The organism is Streptomyces sp. NPDC019937, from assembly GCF_040631655.1.
Lineage (GTDB): Bacteria > Actinomycetota > Actinomycetes > Streptomycetales > Streptomycetaceae > Streptomyces.
The window spans coordinates 101,204-120,320 of the sequence record NZ_JBEYAL010000020.1 but is presented as its reverse complement, the minus strand read 5'-3'; the positions used below and the strand labels follow the sequence as shown (position 1 = coordinate 120,320).

General features: G+C 70.4%; 18 protein-coding genes. 6 read left to right on the top strand and 12 right to left on the bottom strand.

The annotated features are described in order from the left end of the window. Positions 1-17 precede the first annotated feature (17 nt). Positions 18-1,103 (top strand): sulfotransferase, encoded by a 1,086-nt coding sequence (locus tag ABZ562_RS21425; protein WP_361481863.1) that lies wholly within the window; start codon positions 18-20, stop codon positions 1,101-1,103. Positions 1,104-1,183: 80 nt separating this feature from the next. On the opposite strand, the gene ABZ562_RS21420 is transcribed toward ABZ562_RS21425, so the two are convergent. From ABZ562_RS21420 to ABZ562_RS21410, 3 genes are read right to left on the bottom strand one after another with little or no spacing between them, the layout of a single operon-like run. Continuing rightward, positions 1,184-1,942 carry a succinate dehydrogenase/fumarate reductase iron-sulfur subunit gene (locus ABZ562_RS21420; protein WP_361481860.1) on the bottom strand — a complete coding sequence of 253 codons (759 nt, stop codon included), beginning with the start codon at positions 1,940-1,942 and terminating at the stop codon, positions 1,184-1,186. Further along, a complete protein-coding gene (locus tag ABZ562_RS21415) occupies positions 1,939-3,885 on the bottom strand; it encodes a fumarate reductase/succinate dehydrogenase flavoprotein subunit (RefSeq protein WP_361481857.1) in 1,947 nt (648 codons plus the stop codon). The genes ABZ562_RS21420 and ABZ562_RS21415 overlap by 4 nt, the downstream gene beginning before the upstream one ends. Before the next feature lies 1 nt (position 3,886). Continuing rightward, entirely contained in the window at positions 3,887-4,633 is a 747-nt protein-coding gene (locus ABZ562_RS21410) for a succinate dehydrogenase cytochrome b subunit (RefSeq protein ID WP_361481854.1), read from the bottom strand. Positions 4,634-4,716: 83 nt separating this feature from the next. Between ABZ562_RS21410 and ABZ562_RS21405 the strand changes: the two genes are divergently transcribed. Beyond that, positions 4,717-5,652, top strand: a complete 936-nt coding sequence (locus tag ABZ562_RS21405; RefSeq protein ID WP_361481851.1) for a LysR substrate-binding domain-containing protein — start codon at positions 4,717-4,719, stop codon at positions 5,650-5,652. Between the two features lie 37 nt (positions 5,653-5,689). Here the strand turns inward: ABZ562_RS21405 and crcB are convergent, their stop codons facing one another. Genes crcB through ABZ562_RS21390 form a run of 3 tightly spaced genes read right to left on the bottom strand, consistent with a single transcriptional unit; the run spans position 5,690 to position 6,833 of the window. Next, positions 5,690-6,064 (bottom strand): fluoride efflux transporter CrcB, encoded by a 375-nt coding sequence (gene crcB, locus ABZ562_RS21400; RefSeq protein WP_361481848.1) that lies wholly within the window; start codon positions 6,062-6,064, stop codon positions 5,690-5,692. Then, entirely contained in the window at positions 6,061-6,393 is a 333-nt protein-coding gene (locus ABZ562_RS21395; RefSeq protein WP_361481845.1) for a DUF190 domain-containing protein, read from the bottom strand. Before ABZ562_RS21395 ends, crcB begins: the two co-directional genes overlap by 4 nt. Further along, positions 6,390-6,833: a CrcB family protein gene (locus ABZ562_RS21390; protein ID WP_361481842.1), complete on the bottom strand. Its 444-nt coding sequence runs from the start codon at positions 6,831-6,833 to the stop codon at positions 6,390-6,392. The genes ABZ562_RS21395 and ABZ562_RS21390 overlap by 4 nt, the downstream gene beginning before the upstream one ends. Positions 6,834-6,954: 121 nt before the next feature. On the opposite strand from ABZ562_RS21390, the gene ABZ562_RS21385 reads away from it, so the two are divergent. Both ABZ562_RS21385 and ABZ562_RS21380 read left to right on the top strand, forming a co-directional pair. Continuing rightward, the gene (locus ABZ562_RS21385; protein ID WP_055552767.1) at positions 6,955-7,176 is read left to right on the top strand and encodes an MbtH family protein; all 222 of its coding nucleotides are present in this window, start codon (positions 6,955-6,957) and stop codon (positions 7,174-7,176) included. Between the two features lie 79 nt (positions 7,177-7,255). Then, the gene (locus ABZ562_RS21380) at positions 7,256-8,245 is read left to right on the top strand and encodes a zinc-binding alcohol dehydrogenase family protein (RefSeq protein ID WP_361481839.1); all 990 of its coding nucleotides are present in this window, start codon (positions 7,256-7,258) and stop codon (positions 8,243-8,245) included. A gap of 21 nt (positions 8,246-8,266) precedes the next feature. Here ABZ562_RS21380 and tgmB read toward each other — a convergent pair whose 3' ends face one another. Both tgmB and tgmA read right to left on the bottom strand, forming a co-directional pair. Beyond that, entirely contained in the window at positions 8,267-9,199 is a 933-nt protein-coding gene (gene tgmB / locus ABZ562_RS21375) for an ATP-grasp ribosomal peptide maturase (RefSeq protein ID WP_361481836.1), read from the bottom strand. A gap of 25 nt (positions 9,200-9,224) precedes the next feature. Then, positions 9,225-9,416, bottom strand: coding sequence for a putative ATP-grasp-modified RiPP (tgmA, locus tag ABZ562_RS21370; protein WP_361481833.1), 192 nt, complete (start codon positions 9,414-9,416; stop codon positions 9,225-9,227). Between the two features lie 856 nt (positions 9,417-10,272). On the opposite strand from tgmA, the gene ABZ562_RS21365 reads away from it, so the two are divergent. Further along, positions 10,273-11,604 (top strand): hemolysin family protein, encoded by a 1,332-nt coding sequence (locus ABZ562_RS21365; protein WP_361481912.1) that lies wholly within the window; start codon positions 10,273-10,275, stop codon positions 11,602-11,604. Further along, positions 11,601-12,626, top strand: coding sequence for a hemolysin family protein (locus ABZ562_RS21360; RefSeq protein WP_361481830.1), 1,026 nt, complete (start codon positions 11,601-11,603; stop codon positions 12,624-12,626). The genes ABZ562_RS21365 and ABZ562_RS21360 overlap by 4 nt, the downstream gene beginning before the upstream one ends. A 95-nt stretch (positions 12,627-12,721) precedes the next feature. Here the strand turns inward: ABZ562_RS21360 and ABZ562_RS21355 are convergent, their stop codons facing one another. From ABZ562_RS21355 to ABZ562_RS21340, 4 genes are all read right to left on the bottom strand, one after another. Next, positions 12,722-13,945: an MFS transporter gene (locus tag ABZ562_RS21355; RefSeq protein ID WP_361481827.1), complete on the bottom strand. Its 1,224-nt coding sequence runs from the start codon at positions 13,943-13,945 to the stop codon at positions 12,722-12,724. A 98-nt stretch (positions 13,946-14,043) separates the two neighbouring features. Continuing rightward, the gene (locus tag ABZ562_RS21350; protein WP_361481824.1) at positions 14,044-14,784 is read right to left on the bottom strand and encodes an arylmalonate decarboxylase; all 741 of its coding nucleotides are present in this window, start codon (positions 14,782-14,784) and stop codon (positions 14,044-14,046) included. A 46-nt stretch (positions 14,785-14,830) separates the two neighbouring features. Continuing rightward, positions 14,831-15,055 carry a tautomerase family protein gene (locus ABZ562_RS21345; protein ID WP_361481821.1) on the bottom strand — a complete coding sequence of 75 codons (225 nt, stop codon included), beginning with the start codon at positions 15,053-15,055 and terminating at the stop codon, positions 14,831-14,833. Between the two features lie 17 nt (positions 15,056-15,072). After that, the gene (locus ABZ562_RS21340) at positions 15,073-18,900 is read right to left on the bottom strand and encodes an amino acid adenylation domain-containing protein (RefSeq protein ID WP_361481818.1); all 3,828 of its coding nucleotides are present in this window, start codon (positions 18,898-18,900) and stop codon (positions 15,073-15,075) included. Positions 18,901-19,117 lie beyond the last annotated feature (217 nt).

The following is a 19,117-nucleotide window of genomic DNA, read 5'->3' as shown; positions in this document are numbered from 1 at the left end:
CAGGTCCGACCGCGCCGATGGTGTCCAATGGAGTTCGACCGAACGGGAGGAAAGTACGCGTGGTCAACCAGAACTTGACGTTCATCGTCGGGACCGGCCGATGTGGCTCGACGGCCATGTCTCAGGTCGTCAATCTTCACCCGGACGTGCTGAGTATCAGTGAATTGTTCGCCAGTATTCCCAACCCCGAACTGCTGAGCGAGGCGCCCCTGAGCGGACCGGAGTTCTGGGGGTATCTCCGTCGCCCCAATCCGGTGACCAACAGCATGATCAAGAATGGGGCGACGACACCCGAGTTCCTCTACCCCAGACTGTCCAGGCGGCGGTACGACGCCGAGACCACCGGTATCCCCGCCATCAGCGTCATGGTCCTGCCGCATCTGACCGATGACCCCGACGCCCTTCTGGACGAGCTGGAGCCCTTGGTCACGGCCTGGCCCACCCGCGCCCCGGCGGACCACTGGCGGGCCCTGTTCGCCACCCTCGCCGCCCGGTTCGGCAACCCCGGCGCCGTCGTGGAGCGGACCGGTCTGTCCATCGGCCGGGTGCCGGAGATGCGCCGGTGCTTCCCCGAGGCGCGCTACCTCCACCTCTACCGCGAGGGCCCGGACTGCGCCGTCTCCATGAGCCGCCACTACAGCTTCCGCATGATTCCGCTGCTGAGGGAGATGGCGGACCGCTGCGGCCTGGACTCGCCGCACCTGCTGACCCCGGCCCACGCGGCCCAGCTCCCGCCCGACCTCGCCCCGCTGCTGACCGAGCGGTACGACCCCGCCCTGGTGACCGAACGCCCCATCCCGCTCGCCGCGTTCGGCACCCTGTGGTCCGAGACGATCATCGACGGTCTGGCGAAGCTGGAAGAGGTCCCGGCCTCCCAGCGCACCGCGATGTCCTTCGAGACCCTGCTCGACGAGCCGGAGAAGGAACTCGTCCGGCTCGCCGAATTCATCGGTGTGGAACCGCTCCCGGCCTGGCTGGACGCGGCGACCGCGCTGCTCGACAGCGGCCGGCGCGGTAACGCGCTGAAGCTGCCCGAGGAGGAGCGGGCCGCGCTGCTCGACGCCTGCGCCCCGGGGACGAAGGCCCTGGCCGCCCACCCGTAACACACGTGTCGCCCGGCAACGGCCCCGCCGGAGGCCGCTGCCGGGCGCGTGTCCCGTTCTCCCTTTTCGGGACCGGCTCCTCAACGAGCCCCGTGGCCGCCGTTCTTGAGGCTCGCTCGCAGGAACTCCCGGTTCATGGTCGAGATCGACTGGAGCGGGATGCCCTTCGGGCAGGCCACCGCGCACTCACCGGTGTTGGTGCAGCCGCCGAAGCCCTCCTCGTCCATCGTGCCGACCATGTCCAGCACCCGGGACTCGCGCTCGGGCTGCCCCTGCGGCAGCACGTTCAGATGCGTCACCTTCGCCGAGGTGAACAACATCGCCGAACCATTGGGGCAGGCCGCCACGCACGCCCCGCACCCGATGCACTCCGCGTGTTCGAACGCGGTGTCCGCGACCGGCTTCGGCACGGGCGTGGCGTGCGCGTCCGGAGCACTCCCGGTCGGGGCGGAGATGAAACCACCCGATCCGATGATCCGGTCGAACGCCGACCGGTCCACCACCAGATCCTTGACCACCGGGAAGGCGGCGGCGCGCCACGGCTCCACGTCGATGGTGTCGCCGTCGTGGAAGTGCCGCATGTGCAGCTGACAGGTGGTGGTGCGCTCCGGGCCGTGCGCCTGCCCGTTGATCACCATGCCGCACGCCCCGCAGATGCCCTCGCGGCAGTCGTGGTCGAACGCGACGGGCTCCTCCCCGCGCAGGATCAGCCGCTCGTTGAGCGTGTCGAGCATTTCCAGGAAGGACATCTCGGGCGAGATGTCCTCGATCTCGTAAGCGGTCATGGCGCCCGGCTGCTCGGGGCCGCGCTGGCGCCAGATCCGCAGGGTGAGCCTCATGCGTAACTCCGCTGGGTGGGGTGGACATCGGCGAAGACCAGGTCCTCGCGGTGCAGCACGGGAGCGTTGCCCGTGCCACGGAACTGCCAGGCCGCCACGTACGAGAACGCCTCGTCGTCGCGGGCCGCCTCGCCGTCCGGGGTCTGGCTCTCCTCACGGAAGTGGCCGCCGCAGGACTCGGTGCGGTGCAGCGCGTCCAGGCACATCAGCTCGGCCAGTTCCAGATAGTCGACGATCCGGTTCGCCTTCTCCAGCGACTGGTTCAGCTGCTCGCCACTGCCCGGCACCTTGATCCGCCGCCAGAACTCCTCGCGCAGCGCCGGGATGCGGTCCAACGCCTTGCGCAGCCCGGTCTCGGTGCGGGCCATGCCGCACTCGTCCCACAGCAGCTCGCCCAGCTCCCGGTGGAAGGAGTCCGGGGTGCGGTCGCCGTCGTTCTCCAGCAGCCGCCGCAGCCGGTCGGTCACCGCCACCACGGCCTCGGTCACGGCCGGATGGGCCGGGTCGACCTCGTCGTGCGGATGGCGGGCGAGATAGTCGTTGATGGTGGCCGGGAGGACGAAGTAGCCGTCGGCCAGGCCCTGCATCAGGGCGGAGGCGCCGAGCCGGTTGGCGCCGTGGTCGGAGAAGTTGGCCTCGCCGATCGCGAACAGCCCGGGCACCGTGGTCTGCAGGTCGTAGTCCACCCACAGTCCGCCCATCGTGTAGTGGAGGGCGGGGTAGATGCGCATCGGCACCTCGTACGGGTTCTCCGCAGTGATCAGCTGGTACATCTCGAAGAGGTTGCCGTACTTCTCCTCGACCGCCGCCCGGCCCATCCGTCCGATGGCGTCCGCGAAGTCCAGATAGACGCCCTGTCCGCCGGGGCCCACCCCGCGTCCCTCGTCGCACACGTTCTTCGCGGCCCGGGAGGCGATGTCGCGCGGCACCAGGTTGCCGAACGCCGGATAGACGCGCTCCAGGTAGTAGTCGCGCTCGTCCTCCGGGATCTCGGCGGGCGGGCGCGTGTCGCCCTTCGCCTTCGGCACCCAGATGCGGCCGTCGTTGCGCAGCGACTCGCTCATCAGCGTCAGCTTCGACTGGTGGTCGCCGGAGCGCGGGATGCACGTGGGGTGGATCTGGGTGAAACAGGGGTTGGCGAAGTACGCGCCGCGCCGGTGGGCCCGCCAGATCGCGGTGGCGTTGGAGTTCTTGGCGTTCGTGGACAGGTAGAACACGTTGCCGTAGCCGCCGGAGGCCAGCACCACGGCGTCCGCGAAGTGGGTGGAGATCCGGCCCGTGAGCAGATCGCGGGCCACGATGCCGCGGGCCCGCCCGCCGACCACGATCAGGTCGAGCATCTCGGTGCGCGCGTGCATCTCCACGTTCCCGGCCGCGATCTGACGGCTGAGCGCCTGATACGCGCCGAGCAGCAGCTGCTGACCGGTCTGGCCGCGGGCGTAGAAGGTACGGGAGACCTGGACGCCGCCGAACGAGCGGGTGTCCAGCAGACCGCCGTACTCACGGGCGAACGGCACGCCCTGCGCCACGCACTGGTCGATGATCTCCACCGACACCTGGGCGAGCCGGTGGACGTTCGACTCGCGGGCGCGGAAGTCGCCGCCCTTGACGGTGTCGTAGAACAGGCGGCGGATGGAATCGCCGTCGTTGCGGTAGTTCTTGGCGGCGTTGATCCCGCCCTGGGCGGCGATGGAGTGCGCCCGGCGCGGCGAGTCCTGGTAGCAGAACTGCACCACGTGATAGCCCTGTTCGGCCAGCGTCGCCCCGGCCGCCCCGCCCGCCAGCCCCGTACCGACCACGATGACCGTGTACTTGCGGCGGTTGGCCGGGTTGACCAGCTTCGCCTCGAAGCGGCGGCGGTCCCAGCGCTGCTCCACGGGTCCGTCCGGGGCCTTGGTGTCGGCGATCGGCTCACCGGTCGCATAGTCCGTGTACGCGTTCATCTCAGCTCACCACTCCAGTCATCACGCCGACGGGTACGGCGATGAAGCCGCAGGTCAGGATGGCGGCCAGGGCGTTCGCTGCCCGTTTGAGGGCCCGGTCGCGGCGCGGCCGGCCCGCCCCGAGGGTCTGGGCGGCGCTCCAGAAGCCGTGCCGGATGTGCAGGCCGAGGGCGAGCATCGCCACGATGTAGACGGTGTTGCCGTACCAGGTGGAGAAGGTCGCCACGACGTTCTCGTACGGATGGCCGGGCTCGGCGCGCTCGTTCACCGTGAGCGTCGTCAGGTCCAGGATGTGCCAGACGATGAACAGCCCGAGGATCACCCCGCCCCAGCGCATCGTGCGGGTCGCGTAGCTCGCCCGCCGCCGCTGGTGTGCGTAACCGCGCGGCCGGGCCGCCAGATCCCGGCGGCTGAGCTGGTACGCGGCCACCCCGTGCAGCACGACGGAGGCCAGCAGCCCGATCCGGGCCAGCCACAGGAACCCCTCGTACGGGAGGAACGGCTCGCCGAGGGTGCGCAGCCAGTGCGCGTAGCCGTTGAGGTCGCCGGGACCGAAGAAGACCTTCAGGTTGCCCAGCATGTGGGCCACCAGATAGGCCAGCATGATCAGCCCGGTGACGGCCATCACGGCCTTCTTGCCGATGGTCGACCGCCACACGGAGCCGATGAAGGACGGCTTCCGCGGCGGCTTCCGCTTCTGGCCGGGCCGCCGGTCGTGGCCCGTGTCCGTCCGTGTCGCCAGTGCCATGTCCTTGACGCTAGGCAGCGGCCGGGTGATCAGTCCAAGACATGCTGTGGCTGGATTCCATAGCCCATGCCTATTATCGCTGCGTGCAGCTGCAGCAGCTCCGGTATTTCGCCGCCGTCGCGGACACCCGCCACTTCACCCGCGCCGCGCAGCGGCTCCATGTCGCCCAGCCGTCGCTGTCCCAGCAGATCAGGGCGCTGGAGCGGGAGCTGGGCGCCGAGCTGTTCCACCGCGCGCGCGGCCACATCGCCCTCACCGACGCGGGGGAGGCGCTGCTTCCGCTGGCCCGCCAGATCCTCGCCGACACCGACACCGCGCGCCGTGAGGTGCAGGAGGTCGCCCAGCTGCGGCGCGGCCGGGTGCGGCTCGGCGCCCCGCCCAGCCTGTGCGCCAGCCTCGTCCCGGATGTGCTGCGCCGCTTCCACGACGAGTTCCCGGGCATCGAGCTGATCATCGACGAGGGCGGCTCCCAGGACCTGGTCCGCACCCTGGCCGCCGGTGAGCTGGACCTCGCCCTGATCATCACCCCGCTGCCCGGTCAGGCCCCCGCGCTCGCCGCCACCGAGCTGCTGCGCGAGGAGCTGGTGGTCGCCTCCTCACCCGCGGCTCCGCCGCCCACGAAGGCCCGCCGGATCCGGGTCGAGGATCTGCGCGACCGGCCGATGGTGATGTTCCGCCGAGGCTACGACCTGCGGGAATTCACCACCGCTGCCTGCCGGGCGGCGGGCTTCGAGCCCTCGTTCACGGTCGAGGGCGGCGAGATGGACGCGGTGCTCGGCTTCGTCCGGGCGGGCCTCGGCATCGCCGTCCTCCCCGGCATGGTGGCGGCGCGCTCGGGACTGCGGGTCACGCCCTTCGCGGGCCACGCGATGCGGCGCACCATCGCCGTCGCGCACCGCAAGGACGTCGCCCCGCCGAGGGCCGCGCGCGAGCTGCGCCGGGTGCTGCTGGAGTATCTGCGCTCGGCCGACGCCGACGACCTTCCGGGCCTGCCGCCCGGCACCCGCCTGCTGCCCTGACGTGTGCGCGGTGGGGCCAGCCCCACAGCGGGTGGAGTCAGCCCCACAGCGCCGTGGCCGCCGCGCCGCCCGCGAAGGCGGCCGCCGCCCCCGCCACCACGCTCCCCACCACATTGGCGACGGCGAAACCGCGCGCCCCGTCCTCCGCCAGCCTCAGCGTCTCGTACGAGAACGTCGAGTACGTGGTGAGCGCACCGCACAGCCCCGTCCCCAGCAGCAACTGCACCCGCGACGACGCGGCCCCGGCCGCCACCGCCCCGGTCAGCGCGCCCAGCATCGCGCACCCCACCACGTTCACCACGAACGTCCCCCAGGGGAACACCGAGTCGTGCCGGGCCTGCACCATCCGGTCGGTCAGATACCGCAGCGGGGCGCCGACCATCCCGCCGGCGATCACCAGGAGCCAGTTCACCGGTCGCGCCCCGGGAAGCGGACGATCTCGACCGGGTCCAGGACCACCGGTCCGTCGCCGATGATCTCCTCCAGTTCGGGCAGGAAGGCCCTCACCCGCTCCTCCGCATCAATGATCACCACGCAGACGGGCAGGTCCTCGCCGAGCGACAGCAGCCGCGAGGTGTGCACCAGGGACGAGGCGCCGAAGCCCTCCACCCCGCGGAACACGCTCGCGCCCGCCAGCCCCGCCCGGTGGGCACGGTGCACGATTTCGGCGAAGACCGGTTTGTGGTGCCAGGTGTCGTTCTCGCCGACGAAGACGGTCAGCCTCAGCCCGTTCGCGTTCATCCCGTGCTCCCGTTGTACGCCCCCGCCACCCCGATGACCCGACGGGTGCCCGCCACCGCGCCCCCTACCGCCGCCATCGCCGCCAGCGGCGTCACCACCAGATAGACGGCCCCGCTCGCGGCGTGGCCTTCCAGGACGAGCCGCCGGAAATCCACGGCGTACGTCGAGAAGGTGGTGAACCCGCCCAGCACCCCCGTGCCGAGGAAGGGCCGCATCAGCCGGTGGGCCGTCCACACCTCGGCGATCAGTACCAGGAGGACGCCCATGAGCGCGCAGCCCACCACGTTCACCAGCAGCGTCGTCCAGGGGAAGGTGCCCGTGGGGGTCGGCCACAGCAGGGACGCCCCGTACCGGGCGGTCGCGCCGATGCCGCCGCCGACCGCGACCACGCCGACCACCGGCCCCTGCCCGCGCCACGATCGCCTGGTGCCCTGCGCCATACCGCTCAGGTTAGTGGTGCGGGCACCACTTCACTCCGTCCGGCCCCGGCCGGTACCGTCAGGCCCGGAAAAGATCGTGAGGCGTGCTGGAGAACGAGTTGAGACACCGAGGAGACAGCTCATGAGTAACCCGTTCGACAACCCCGACGGCCGTTTCGTCGTGCTCGTCAACGACGAAGGGCAGCACTCCCTGTGGCCCTCCTTCGCCGAGGTGCCCGAGGGCTGGACCGTCGCGCACGGCGAGGACGACCGCCAGGCGTGCCTGGACTACGTCGAGGAGCACTGGACCGACATGCGTCCGAAGAGCCTCGCGACCGCGATGGACGCTCCCGCCGGTTCCTGACCGGCCCCGACTGCGGGCGGTCCCGTCACGGCGTTACGTTGGGCGTGTGACGGGTGCGAATGCTGACACTTCGGGCACCATGCGGGCCTGGGTGGTTCGCACGCCGGGCCGGATCGACCAGGTGGAGCTGCCGATTCCGCGCCCGGCGGCCGACGAGCTGCTGGTCCGGGTCCGGGCCTGCGGAGTGTGCCGTACCGATCTCCACGTCCGCGACGGCGACCTGCCGCCGCACCGCACCCCCGTCGTCCCCGGGCACGAGGCCGTCGGCGAGGTGATCGCGGCGGGCGACCGGGCCGCCGGGCCCGCGCTCGGCACCCGGGTGGGCGTCCCATGGCTGCGCCGCACCTGCGGCCGCTGCCGCTTCTGCGTGCGCGGCCATGAAAACCTGTGCCCCTCGTCCGTCTACACCGGATGGGACGCGGACGGCGGCTACGCTCCGTACGTCACCGTACCGGCCGCGTACGCCTATGAGCTGCCCGCCGGGTACGCCGACGAGGAGCTGGCCCCGCTGCTGTGCGCGGGCATCATCGGCTACCGCGCGCTGCGCCGCGCCGACCTCCCCGCGGGCGGACGGCTCGGCATCTACGGCTTCGGCGGCTCCGCGCACCTCACCGCGCAGGTCGCCATCGCGCGCGGCGCCGTCGTCCATGTGCTGACCCGCTCGGCCGCCGCCCGGGCCCTCGCCCTCGAACTCGGCGCCGCCTCCGCCGGGGGCGCCGACGAACGGCCGCCCGAACCGCTCGACGCCGCGATCCTCTTCGCCCCGGCGGGCGAGCTGGTGCCGGTGGCCCTGGAGGCGCTGGACGCGGGCGGCACCCTGAGCGTCGCCGGAATCCACCTCTCCGACATCCCCGCGCTGGTGTACGAGCGCCATCTGTTCCATGAACGCACCCTGCGCAGCGTCACCGCCAACACCCGTGAGGACGGCCGCGAGTTCCTCACCGCGGCCGCCGCCCACCACATCCGCGCCACGGTCACCCCCTACCCCTTCGCCCATGCCGACACCGCCCTGGATGACCTCGGTCATGACCGGGTGAACGGCGTCGCGGTGCTGACGGGCGTCGCCTGAGCGTGAGCGGGCGGCACCCGCTCACGCGGGGCGGGGCGCGGCGAGCCAGGTGGCGATGGCGGCGGAGATCGGCTGGCCGGTCTCCAGCTCGATGAACCCGAACTGGCCGCCCTGATTGCACTCCAGAAACCACCAGGTGCCGTCCTCGTCCTCGGCGAAGTCGAAAGCTCCGTAGGCGAGACCGGCGAGGGTCATGTATTCCCGTACGGCCTGGTCGATCCGGTGGGGAACGTCCACCGCGTCCCATGAATGGCCATAGAAACCATACCTCCCATCGACCTGTCCGGAAGCGGTGGTCTTGCGGGCGGCGAACATGCGGCCGCCGACGCAGGTGAGCCGGATATCGGCCGATTTGGGAATGTACCGCTGAAGAAGTGTGGCACCTGCCGCGACGCCCGAGAAATCCGTGTCGGGGGCGATGCGGGTGGTGGGCAGCGCCATTGGGGGATTGACCGGCGGGGGGCCCGAGACGGTCTTCACCACGATGTCCTGGAACTGCCCGGCGAACTCCTTGGCGGCGCGCGGATAGGTGGTGATGAGCGTCGGGGGAACGGCGAATCCGCTGCGGTGCGCGGTGCGCAACTGCCACGGTTTGGAGCGCGCCAACAGGGCGGCGCTGGGATGGTTCATCCAGCGCGCCTCGGTGGAATACAGCATTCCGTACAGGGCCTGGCCGCACTCGGCACTCAGCCACTCGGAAGGCTCGGGGGCGTGTGCCGCCGGTTGACCCGGGCGGCGCACCCAGATGGACCGCAGGCTGTGCACGCTGACCAGGCGGCCGTCGGTCGACAGATAGCCGGTGAAGTCACCGCGCTCGAATTCGGTCGAGATCCCCGCCGTTCCGGGAAGGTCGGCGGGATCGAAGCGGATCAGAGGGACATTCCGCTCCCGTAATTCGGCCACCACCAGGTCCGCTGTCACATCCTCCTGGCTGGTCAGGATGAGTACCGTCATCGACGTGGGAGGCAGGCGGGGTCGGTCAGTCGTCGAAGTGCGTCTTGGAGCCCGCGGTGGAGGTCGTCGTGCCGCATTCCAGAAGCACCCCCCGGTCGGAGATGGCGGGGCGTCCATCGGGCAGCACATTCAACTGCAAGGCCACGTTGTACGAGTACGGAATGACAGCCGGTGATTGATCGGCCGGGACCGCATGGTTCAAGGCGAAGGGCTGCATGACTGACCTCTAATGCTCCACGGGATTCGCTTGATTCGAGATGAGCTTCACCAACACACAACAATACGTACTAAATTGGTAGGAGTCTCGCTACGCGCTGTTATGTCAGATCTGTGCCAGCATGAAGTACGTCACACCGCCCGCGCAATTCCATTACCTCCGACCCGGTTCCGGGTCGCGGCCGGCGGTGCGACGGTCCCGGCGTGAGGGCCGGTCACCTGCCCGAACCATGCCTCCACCTCCGCTTTCGCGGAGGGAGTGCGCCCCTCCGTGAACAGCCCGCCATGCCTCTCGTTCTTCAAGACGCCATTCGGGCCGTCCGGGTTGGCCGATAAGTTCGCCTCGATCTTCCGGGTCGCCGGGGCGCACGTCGGCGCCGGTGTGAGCTGGGTCTCTCGCCCCTCGCCCCGCGGTGGCCCGGCGGACCGTACCGGGCCGGCGGCCGGTGCCGGGGGCGCTGTGGGTCCGTCGGCACCTAATCGACCAGGCAGTCGTTTGAACACCATCGCGGCGTTCACTCCTTCTCTGTGCGCCGTTCACTGTTCTCGCCGGACCGAACGCTCCGGCCGGGTAAAGCAACTCCCACGCCCACGTCATGGGTGGATCAATCCGGCCATGTGGCCGGGTGTCGCCCGCACATCCCCGAGGCTCTTGCCAGGGAGAGGTCACGGGCGACCGGTCGGGAACCTTCGATCACGCTTTGCCGTTTCTTTACCGACAGCCCCTCGAGTCATGAAGGAGTCGCGGTCGCCGCGATGGACGAGCCTCCAAGTACCCCCCTCCCCCTTCCCGACGCGCACGCGCCGGATTTCGCCCACGAGTTGTCCGTCGAGCGCGCGGGAAGGGGCCCGGCATGCTGACCGAAGCGCTGCTGGTTCTGCTGGCCCTGGCGCTGACCGTGGCCTGCGCGGTCTTCGTCGCCGCGGAGTTCTCACTGACCACGGTCGAGCGCGGTGAGCTGGAGCGCGCCGCCGCACAGGGCGAGCGGGGCGCCGGAAGCGCGCTCAAGGCCGCCCGGAGGCTGACGTTCCAGCTGTCCGGCGCCCAGCTGGGCATCACCGTGACCTCGCTGGTGATCGGCATGCTCGCCGAGCCCTCGCTGGCCGCTCTGCTGCGGGGCCCGCTGCGCGCCGCGGGGCTGGGCTCGGCCGCCCCGTCCGTGGCCTCGGTGCTGGGCGTGGCGATGTCGACCGTCGTCCTGATGGTGATCGGCGAGCTGGTCCCCAAGAACTGGGCGATCTCCCGGCCGCTGGCCGTGGCCAAGGTGGTCGCGGGCCCCCAGCGCGGCTTCACCGCCGCCTTCGCGCCGCTGATCCACCACCTCAACAACACCGCGAACCGCCTGGTGCGCCGCGCCGGCCTGGAGCCCGCCGAGGAGCTGGCCTCGGCCCGCACCCCGGACGAACTGGTCGCGCTGGCCCGCCATTCGGCCGCCGAGGGCGCGCTGGAGGCCGATTCGGCCGAGCTGTTCGTCCGTACGCTGCACCTGAGCGAGCTGACCGCGGAGAACGTGATGACCCCGCGGGTGGACGTCCAGGCGCTGGAGGCGCACGCGACCGCCGCCGACGCCGCCAACCTCACCCTGGCCACCGGCCTGTCCCGGTTCCCCGTCTACCGCGACACCCTGGACGAGGTGGTCGGCACCGTGCACATCCGCGACATCCTCGCGCTGGACGCCGCCCGCCGGGCCACCACCCCGGTCACCGAGCTGGCCACCGCGCCGCTGCTGGTCCCCGACAGCCTCCCGGTGGACCGGCTGCTGGACCGGCTGCGCGGCGCGCACACCATGGCCGTCGTCATCGACGAGTACGGCGGCACCGCCGGTGTCGCCACCCTGGAGGACATCGTCGAGGAGGTCGTCGGCGACGTACGCGACGAACACGACCCCGAGGAGTCCCCCGCCCTGGTGCCCGCCGGCCCCGGCGTCTGGGAGGCGGACGGCGCCGTACGGCTGGACGAGCTGTCCGCCATCGCCCTCACCGTGCCCGAGGGCCCCTACGAGACCGTCGCGGGCCTGATGGCCACCGCCCTGGAGCGCATCCCCCGGGCGGGCGACGCCATCGAGACCGACGGCTGGCAGCTCACCGTGCTCAAGGTGGACCACCACCGGGCCGACCGCATACGGATCACCGCCCCGGCCTCCGCCGAAGCGGCGACGTCCGCCGACACGACGGAGGACGCCCGATGACCCTGCTGCAACTGGCCATCGGCGCCCTCACCCTGCTCACCAACGCCTTCTTCGTCGGCGCCGAGTTCGCCCTGATCTCCGTGCGCCGCAGCCAGATCGAACCCCGCGCCCAGGAGGGCGGGAAGCGCGCCCGCACCGTGCTGTGGGCGCTGGAGCACCTGTCCGCCCTGCTGGCCACCGCCCAGCTGGGCATCACCATCTCCTCGCTGGTCCTCGGCGCGGTCGCCGAACCGGCCATCGCCCATCTGCTGGAGCCGGTGTTCGCGGCGGCCCGCGTCCCCGAGGCCCTGGTGCACCCGATCGCCTTCGTCCTCGCCCTGACCGCGGCCACCTATCTGCACATGCTCATCGGCGAGATGGTCCCCAAGAACATCGCGCTCGCCGCCCCGGAGCGCACCGCGCTGCTGCTCGGCCCGCCCCTGGTGGCCGTCACCCGCGCCCTGCGCCCCGTCGTCTTCGGCATCAACGCCTTCGCCAACGGGCTGCTGCGGCTGCTGAAGGTCGAGCCCAAGGACGAGGTCGAATCGGTCTACACCGACGCCGAACTCATCCGGCTGGTACGGGACTCCAGCGACGCGGGACTCCTCGACGCCTCCGGCAGCGAGCGGCTGCGCGACGCCCTGGAACTGGGCACCCGGCGGGCGGGCGACATCCTGGTCCCGCTCGGCGAGATGGTCACCGTCGACCACCGGGTCACCCCCGGCGCGCTGGAGCGCACCGCGGCCGCCTCCGGTTTCTCCCGGCTGCCGGTCACCGGCCCCGGCAGCACGGTCCTGGGGTACCTCCACATCAAGGACACCCTCGGCGTGACCGACCGCGACCGGCCCTTCCCCCGCAGCGCCCTGCACACCGTCACCCGCGTGCCCGCCGACACCCCGCTGGACGACACGCTGACGGCGATGCGCGGCGCCGGTACCCACCTGGCGGCGGTGACCGGCGACGACGGCTCGGTGCTCGGCTTCGTGACCATGACGGATGTGCTGGAGGAGCTGGTGGGGGAGGCGGCGTCGGACGCCCCCTGACCGGCCCGGCGGGGCCTTGAGCCCCGCTCGTCTCCGGCCTGAGGCCACCTGGGGAGCCGCCATCGGCGGCTCCCCAGGCGCCGGTCGTCGGGATTTCAGCCGTCGGTGACCCGCGGGCCGGGCTTGAAGCCGTGCCGGTGGGCCAGGGCGACGACGGCGGTGGCCAGGACGGTCAGCCCGAGCAGCACCCAGGGGATGGACCCTGCACCGGCCGACTCCAGGAGCAGACCGCCGAACACCCCGCCGCCCGCGACCGCGAGGTTGAAGACGGTGACGAACATCGACTGCGCGACATCGGCCGCGTCCCCGGCCGCGTCGGCGTTGGCGGTCTGGAGCAGCGTGGGCGCGCCGCCGAACGTCACGCCCCAGACGACGATGCCGAGGAACACCAGCGGTACGGACGTGCCCGCGACCCCCAGCACCAGGGACGCGAGCGCGAACCCGGCCAGGCTGAGCAGGGTGACCGGGCGCAGCTTGCGGTCGACCAGGACTCCGGTGAGCCAGATCCCCACGATGGCCGAGGCGCCGAACACCAGCAGCGCGAGGTCGACGCGCTCACCGAGGCCGGACCGCTCCAGGAAGGGGGCGATGTAGGTGTAGAGGATGTTGTGCGCCAGGATCCACAGGAGCACCACGGCCAGCACGGCGCTGATGCCCGGCATGACGAAGATCTTGCGGATCGGCAGCCGCTCGGTGGCGCTCTGGCCGGGGAAGTCCGGGACCAGAGCGCGGATCCAGAGCATCAGCAGCAGCGCGACACCGGACATGATCCAGAACACCCCGCGCCAGTCGAACAGCGACCCGAGCCAGGTGCCCAGTGGGACCCCGAGGGTCAGCGCGACCGGCTGGCCCACCCCGACGATGGCCAGCGCCCGCCCCTGGAGGTGTTCGGGGACCAGCCGTCGGCCGTATCCGGCGAGCAGCCCCCAGACGACCCCGGCCGCCATCCCGGCGATGAAGCGGGCGGCGAGGGTGAGTTCGTAGCTGGTGGACAGGGCCGTGACGGTGTTGAAGGCCAGCAGCCCGCCGACCGCGAGGAGCAGCAGCGGCCGTCGGCGCATGCTGCGGGTGGCGGCGATGACGGGGATGGCGGCCACCACGGAGCCGATCGCGTAGAGCGTGACGAGCTGGCCCGCCAGCCCTTCGGAGACGCCGAGGCCGTCGCCGATCTGCGGGAGGAGACCCGCGGGCGTCGTCTCGGTCATGATGGCCAGGAATCCGGCCGTGGTCAGCGCCAGCAGTTTCCCCAGGGGGAGCCGGTCGTTGTCGATGACCCGCTGCGGGTCCGTGGCAGTGTGCGTACTGCCGGTAGTGCTCACGTAGGTCTCCTGTTTTTCCATATCGGGGCGCCGGGCGGAGGCATTTCGGCCCCCGCCCGGCTGTGTCCCGGCCCGGCTGTGTTCCGGACCGGCCGTTTCTAGTACGAGGCGGCCAGGGAGCCGAATCCCCTGATGCGGTCGGCGATGCCGTTCTGCCGCAGCGCCCGCCAATAGAGCACCGTGTTGTTGGAGATGACCGGCTTGCCGAGCCATTCCTCGGCTCCGGCCGCGACGCGCATCATGGCCATATTGGTGCCCACCTGCACGATCGCGTCCACGTCCGGGGTGTCGACGGCCTTCACCGCTTCGCGCAGTTCCGGCTCGGGCACATGGGCGATCCGCTCCGGGCTGCTGCATCCCAGCCCCGTCATCGACACCACGTCATATCCGGATTCGGTGAAGAACCGGCTCACCGAGTCGTCACCGGCCGGAACGTAGGGGGTGATGACGCCGAGCCGCCGGGCACCGTATAGGGACAGCGCCGTGGTGAAGGCGTCGGGGCTCATGGTGACCGGAAGCCCCCCGCTCGCGGACTTCATCGAAGCCACCACCTCGTCCTGGGAGCCGGGCCCGTCCCAGTAGATCTCGGGGGAGAAAGCGACCACGAAGCAGTCGGGTTTGCACGGCAGAAGACTGCCGATCGCCCGGTGGGTGGCCTCCCGGTAACTGCTGACCAGATCGTCGATTCCGCCGGTGAGCGAGGTGTCCTCGGTCTGCATGCGTCCGGTGTGGTTGGTCACCCCTTCGGGGCGCATCGCTTCCATTTCCGGCTGGACGGAGGTGTTGGTCGCCGGGAGGACCACGCCGACTTTGAGACGCGGTCCGAGGCAGTCGGTCATAACGCGCTCCTTGTGCCTTGCTGGGATGGGGACTTGGGAACGTTTCTCAGGTGTTCGGGGCCTTGATGAGAAGGTGCCCCCGCCCTATGATTTCCGGAACGATCACGGCGTCGTTCCAGGACGACTGGTCCACCTGCTCCAGTGCGATCGAGACGGCGCCCTCGGGGACCTCGAAGTGCCGCACCACCAGCGCGGTGAGTTCCTCGGTGAGCTGCGTCCGCTGCTGTTCGCCGACGTCCCGGGGAAAGTGCTTGATGGTGACGTGAGGCATGTCTTCCTCCCTGGATCTCAGCTGTCGAGGCGGGTGTGGATCGCCGAGACGAGTTCGCCGACCCCCTTCTCCTTCAGCACGCTGTAGTGGTCTCCGGCCAGCTTCACCATGGTCGGAGGCGTCGCGGAGTAGCCCGAACTGCCCTCGATGAACGAATAGTCGTCACCCGTGGCCTTGAAGATGGTCACGGGGGCGTTCAGCGTGCGCTCGGCCAGCTCACGGAAGCTGTACTCGAATTCGTACGTCGCCTCCACGATCCGGGTGATCCGGCGGATGAGCGCTCCGTCCAATTGCGGGAGGAGATCATGGATGAACGCCACGAACTCGTCCTCGTTCCGGACCGTCTGAAGGCAGCGATCGCGGTCCGGCCCGCTGATGCCGCCGGTGAAGACGGAGTAGAGGATCGTGAGGTACGCCGGATTGCGGTACGTCGCCTCACGGCCGTAATTCTTCCCGTCCGTCTCCCGGACCTCGGGATTCCCGGGGCAGATCAGGAACAGGTTCTCCACCTGTTCCCCCGCGTCCTCCAGCTGCCATGCGGTCTCGAAGGCGACCCGGGCGCCGAAGGAATAGCCCCACAGGGTGTACGGGCCTTCCGGCTGGATTTTCCGGATCTCGGCCACATCCGCCGCGGCCATCTCCCGGATCGTCGGGTACGGCGTTTCGCCGTCGTTGATGCCGTGCGCCTGGATGCCGTAGAACGGCCGGTCGAGATTCACGCTCGTGGCGAGCTGCTGGAGGTTCATGGGATAGCCGCCGAGGCCCGGCCAGCAGAAGACCGGCGACTTGGTGCCTTCGGCGTGCAGCCGCAGGAAGCGGGATATCTCCCCGGTGGCGGTGCCGTCGATATGGCGGGCGAGCCGGTCGACCGTGGGCGCCTCGAAGAGCACCTGAACCGGCAGCTGAGTCCCGAACCGCTTGTTGAGGCGGTTGACGAGGGTCACGGCGATGAGCGAATTGCCCCCGGCCTCGAAGAAGTTGTCCTCGATGGAGACCGGTTCGTATTTCAGCGCCGCACCCCACAGCTCGGCGAGGGCCTGTTCGGTGCCGGTCCCCGGCGCCACGAAGGGGCGGCTCTCCAGCCCCTGGGTCAGCTCTTCGAAGGTGGCCAGCGTCTTGACGTCGATCTTGCCGTTGGCCGTCTGCGGCAGCGCGTCCAGGACGGCGACCTTGTTGGGCAGCATGTAGTCCGGCAGATAGGCCGCCAGGTCGTCCCGGATCACCTCGGTCGGGCCCTTCATGTGGACGATGTCCTCGCCCATGCCCTCGCTCGCCTCCTGCTCGGCCGAGATCCGGCCGCCGACGAAGAAGTAGGAGGCGCCGGTCGGGATCGAGCACGCGGTCAGGATGGCGTCCAGCCGCCGTGCGGCGGGCAGGGGGTTGCCGGTCTTGGAGCTGTAGCCGGAGGACATCAGGCCCAGTCCCAGCTGGTTGGCCTGGAGGTGGTGGAGCTTCTTGCCGAGCGCGATGTACTCCAGCCACGGTTCGGCCGCCCGGCTGACGGCGCTGATGCCGAAGCTGGAGCGCTCGTAGACCGCCTGGTTGATGGCGATCACATGCTTCTTCTCCACCAGCTCGTCGGAGATCCGCTCCAGATCGCCGTCCTGGTAGCGGTACAGACCGCCCGGCAGATCGGTGACCTTACCGGGGTGGACCTGGAGGTAGATCTCGGTGGGGTCCTCCGGCTGCCGGCCGTCGCTCTGCCGGATGTCGAAGGTGCCCAGGTAGTGGTCGTCCTCGGCCACGTCGAACAGCGGCATCAGCTCCGGCCGGAACCCGTCCGGATGGATGGCCAGCCCGTGGGCGGGCAGCACCTGTTCGAACAGGCCGACCATGTGGCCGGTCTCGAACTCCAGGACTTCGAGGATGTTGTTCTTGTAGACGGGCTCGATGGCCTGCCGCTTGCCGACGAAGTGCACCTTCAGCCGCGGGGACCCGCTCCCCTCGGCGGTGCGGATCCGGACGAGCTGATGGTCCAGCGGGTTGTAGTAGTAGACACCGGCCGGCAGCTCGCCGATGCCCGCGATCTCCAGATACATCTGGGTCGCGTACAGCGCGCCGGGCGAGGCGTACGCGTACTTCGGCAGCAGCCGCTCCTCGCTGTGGAACTGCCCGAAGGAGCGCAGGATCGCGCCCAGCCCCTCCAGGCTCAGATCGCCGAGCGGCCGGGACGAGAGGGGGTCGACGCCGTGGTCGAGCAGCTTGAGGACGCGGGCGCGGCTGGTGTCCCCGCCCTCGTAGAAGCGGTAGGTCTTGCGGGCGAACGCCTCCCGGCGCAGCTCCGGGCTCGCCTCGCGGCCGGGCAGGTCCACCCGGGTGCACCCGGCGAGCTGTTCGGCGTCACGCAGCCCGGGGTTGGAGAGCTGGGCCTTGACCTGCAGCTTGTTGGACTTGGACTGGTGGTGGGAGCCGTGGTTGCCCTGGTCCATCAGGGCGGCTTCCTTGGGGTTCAGCTCCACGGCGGCGACGAGGTTCTGGGAGCCGGTGCGCGCGTCGTCCTTGACGAGGACGGCGGCCCGCTTGACCCAGTCGTGGTTCTCGATGGTGCGGGCGATCTCGTCCAGCTCGACGCGGTAGCCGCGCAGTTTGACCTGACTGTCGGTCCGGCCGAGGAAGTGGACGGTGCCGTCGGGGTCCTGGGACACCAGGTCGCCGGTCCGGTACAGCCGCACCGGGTCCTGCCCGGGCTCCGGCGCGAGGTGCGGGAAGCGCTCCTCGGTCAGCTCGGGCCGGTGCAGATAGCCGCGGGCGAGCTGGACACCCGAGACGTACAGCTCACCGGTCTCGCCGTACGGCACGGGCCGGTGGTGCTCGTCCAGCACGTGGTAGCCGGTGTGGGCGACCGGGGTGCCGATGGGGATGACGTTCGGTTCGTCGTCCACGGTGGCCGCGTCGACCTCGTACGACGAGGAGTTGATGGTGCACTCGGTGGGCCCGTACAGGTTCACCAGCCGCGCGGTCGGCAGCGTCGCGAAGAACTCGGCGGCCAGGGCTCTGGTGAGCGCCTCACCACCGCTGAACACCCGGGTCAGGCTGGTGCTCCCGCCCAGCCGCTCGGTGTCCACCAGGGCCTGGAGCAGCGTCGGGACGCACTGGAGCGTGGTCACCCGGTGGCGGTCGATCGTCTCGATCAGCCCCTCCGGGTCGCGGTAGACGCCCGGAGCGCCCATCACCACGCGGGCGCCGCACGCCGAGCCGAGGATCTCCCACTGGGCGGCGTCGAAACTCATCGGTGTCTTCTGGAGGATGACGGTGCCGGTGTCCAGGTGACCGGACTCCCGGAGCCAGTCGAGCTGGGCGACGATGCTGCGGTGTTCGACCATCACCCCCTTGGGCTTGCCAGTGCTCCCGGAGGTGTAGATGACATAGGCGAGCCCGTCCGGCCGCGGCTCCTCCGGGGCGTCCGGCAGGGGCGGCGGGGGCCCGGTCGGCTGCTCGGCCAGGGCCTCGTCCACGGTGAGGACGCGGGTGCCGGCCGGGGTGAGTTGGCGCAGGCGGTCGGCCAGATGCGACTGGCAGACGATGACCTGGGCGCGGGCGTTGTCGATGATGAAGCGCAGCCGCTCCTCGGGGTAGTCCGGGGAGAGCGGCACATACGCGCCGCCGGCGCCGAGGATGCCCCACACGCCGACGAGGAGGTCGAGGGACGGATCGGCGAAGAGCCCCACGCGGTGGTCGTGCCGCACGCCGGACTCCTGGAGCCGACGGGTTAAGCGGGCGCTTCGGTCGAGGAGGCCGGCATAGGTGAGGTGGGCGTCCCCGGAGACGACGGCGATGTCGTCGGGTCGTGACGTGGCCTGTGCTCGGAGGAGCCCAGGCAGGGTGGAGTGGTTTCCGACAGGCATGAAAAACCTTCCTCGTATCTCTGTTGATGGCTTCCGGCGATGGCTTCGGGCACGAATGGCGTCGGATGAGATCAAGCAGTGCTGACGAGAGTTGGTCTGTTCAGGTCCTCGGTGGGTCGTCCCAGGCATGGCCCCGCCGGGGCCTTCGGCCGGAAGGCGCCCCGGGCCTGGCGCCGGCGATGGGCATGGACGAGGGTTGGTGTGCTCAAGGGCGCGC

Coding starts and splice junctions, on each gene's coding strand:
- ABZ562_RS21425 (WP_361481863.1), top strand. CDS start 18: ATGGTGTCCAATGGAGTTCGACCGAACGGGAGGAAAGTACGCGTGGTC.
- ABZ562_RS21420 (WP_361481860.1), bottom strand. CDS start 1,942: ATGAGGCTCACCCTGCGGATCTGGCGCCAGCGCGGCCCCGAGCAGCCG.
- ABZ562_RS21415 (WP_361481857.1), bottom strand. CDS start 3,885: ATGAACGCGTACACGGACTATGCGACCGGTGAGCCGATCGCCGACACC.
- ABZ562_RS21410 (WP_361481854.1), bottom strand. CDS start 4,633: ATGGCACTGGCGACACGGACGGACACGGGCCACGACCGGCGGCCCGGC.
- ABZ562_RS21395 (WP_361481845.1), bottom strand. CDS start 6,393: ATGAACGCGAACGGGCTGAGGCTGACCGTCTTCGTCGGCGAGAACGAC.
- ABZ562_RS21390 (WP_361481842.1), bottom strand. CDS start 6,833: ATGGCGCAGGGCACCAGGCGATCGTGGCGCGGGCAGGGGCCGGTGGTC.
- ABZ562_RS21385 (WP_055552767.1), top strand. CDS start 6,955: ATGAGTAACCCGTTCGACAACCCCGACGGCCGTTTCGTCGTGCTCGTC.
- ABZ562_RS21380 (WP_361481839.1), top strand. CDS start 7,256: ATGCGGGCCTGGGTGGTTCGCACGCCGGGCCGGATCGACCAGGTGGAG.
- tgmB (WP_361481836.1), bottom strand. CDS start 9,199: ATGACGGTACTCATCCTGACCAGCCAGGAGGATGTGACAGCGGACCTG.
- tgmA (WP_361481833.1), bottom strand. CDS start 9,416: ATGCAGCCCTTCGCCTTGAACCATGCGGTCCCGGCCGATCAATCACCG.
- ABZ562_RS21360 (WP_361481830.1), top strand. CDS start 11,601: ATGACCCTGCTGCAACTGGCCATCGGCGCCCTCACCCTGCTCACCAAC.
- ABZ562_RS21350 (WP_361481824.1), bottom strand. CDS start 14,784: ATGACCGACTGCCTCGGACCGCGTCTCAAAGTCGGCGTGGTCCTCCCG.
- ABZ562_RS21345 (WP_361481821.1), bottom strand. CDS start 15,055: ATGCCTCACGTCACCATCAAGCACTTTCCCCGGGACGTCGGCGAACAG.
- ABZ562_RS21340 (WP_361481818.1), bottom strand. CDS start 18,900: ATGCCTGTCGGAAACCACTCCACCCTGCCTGGGCTCCTCCGAGCACAG.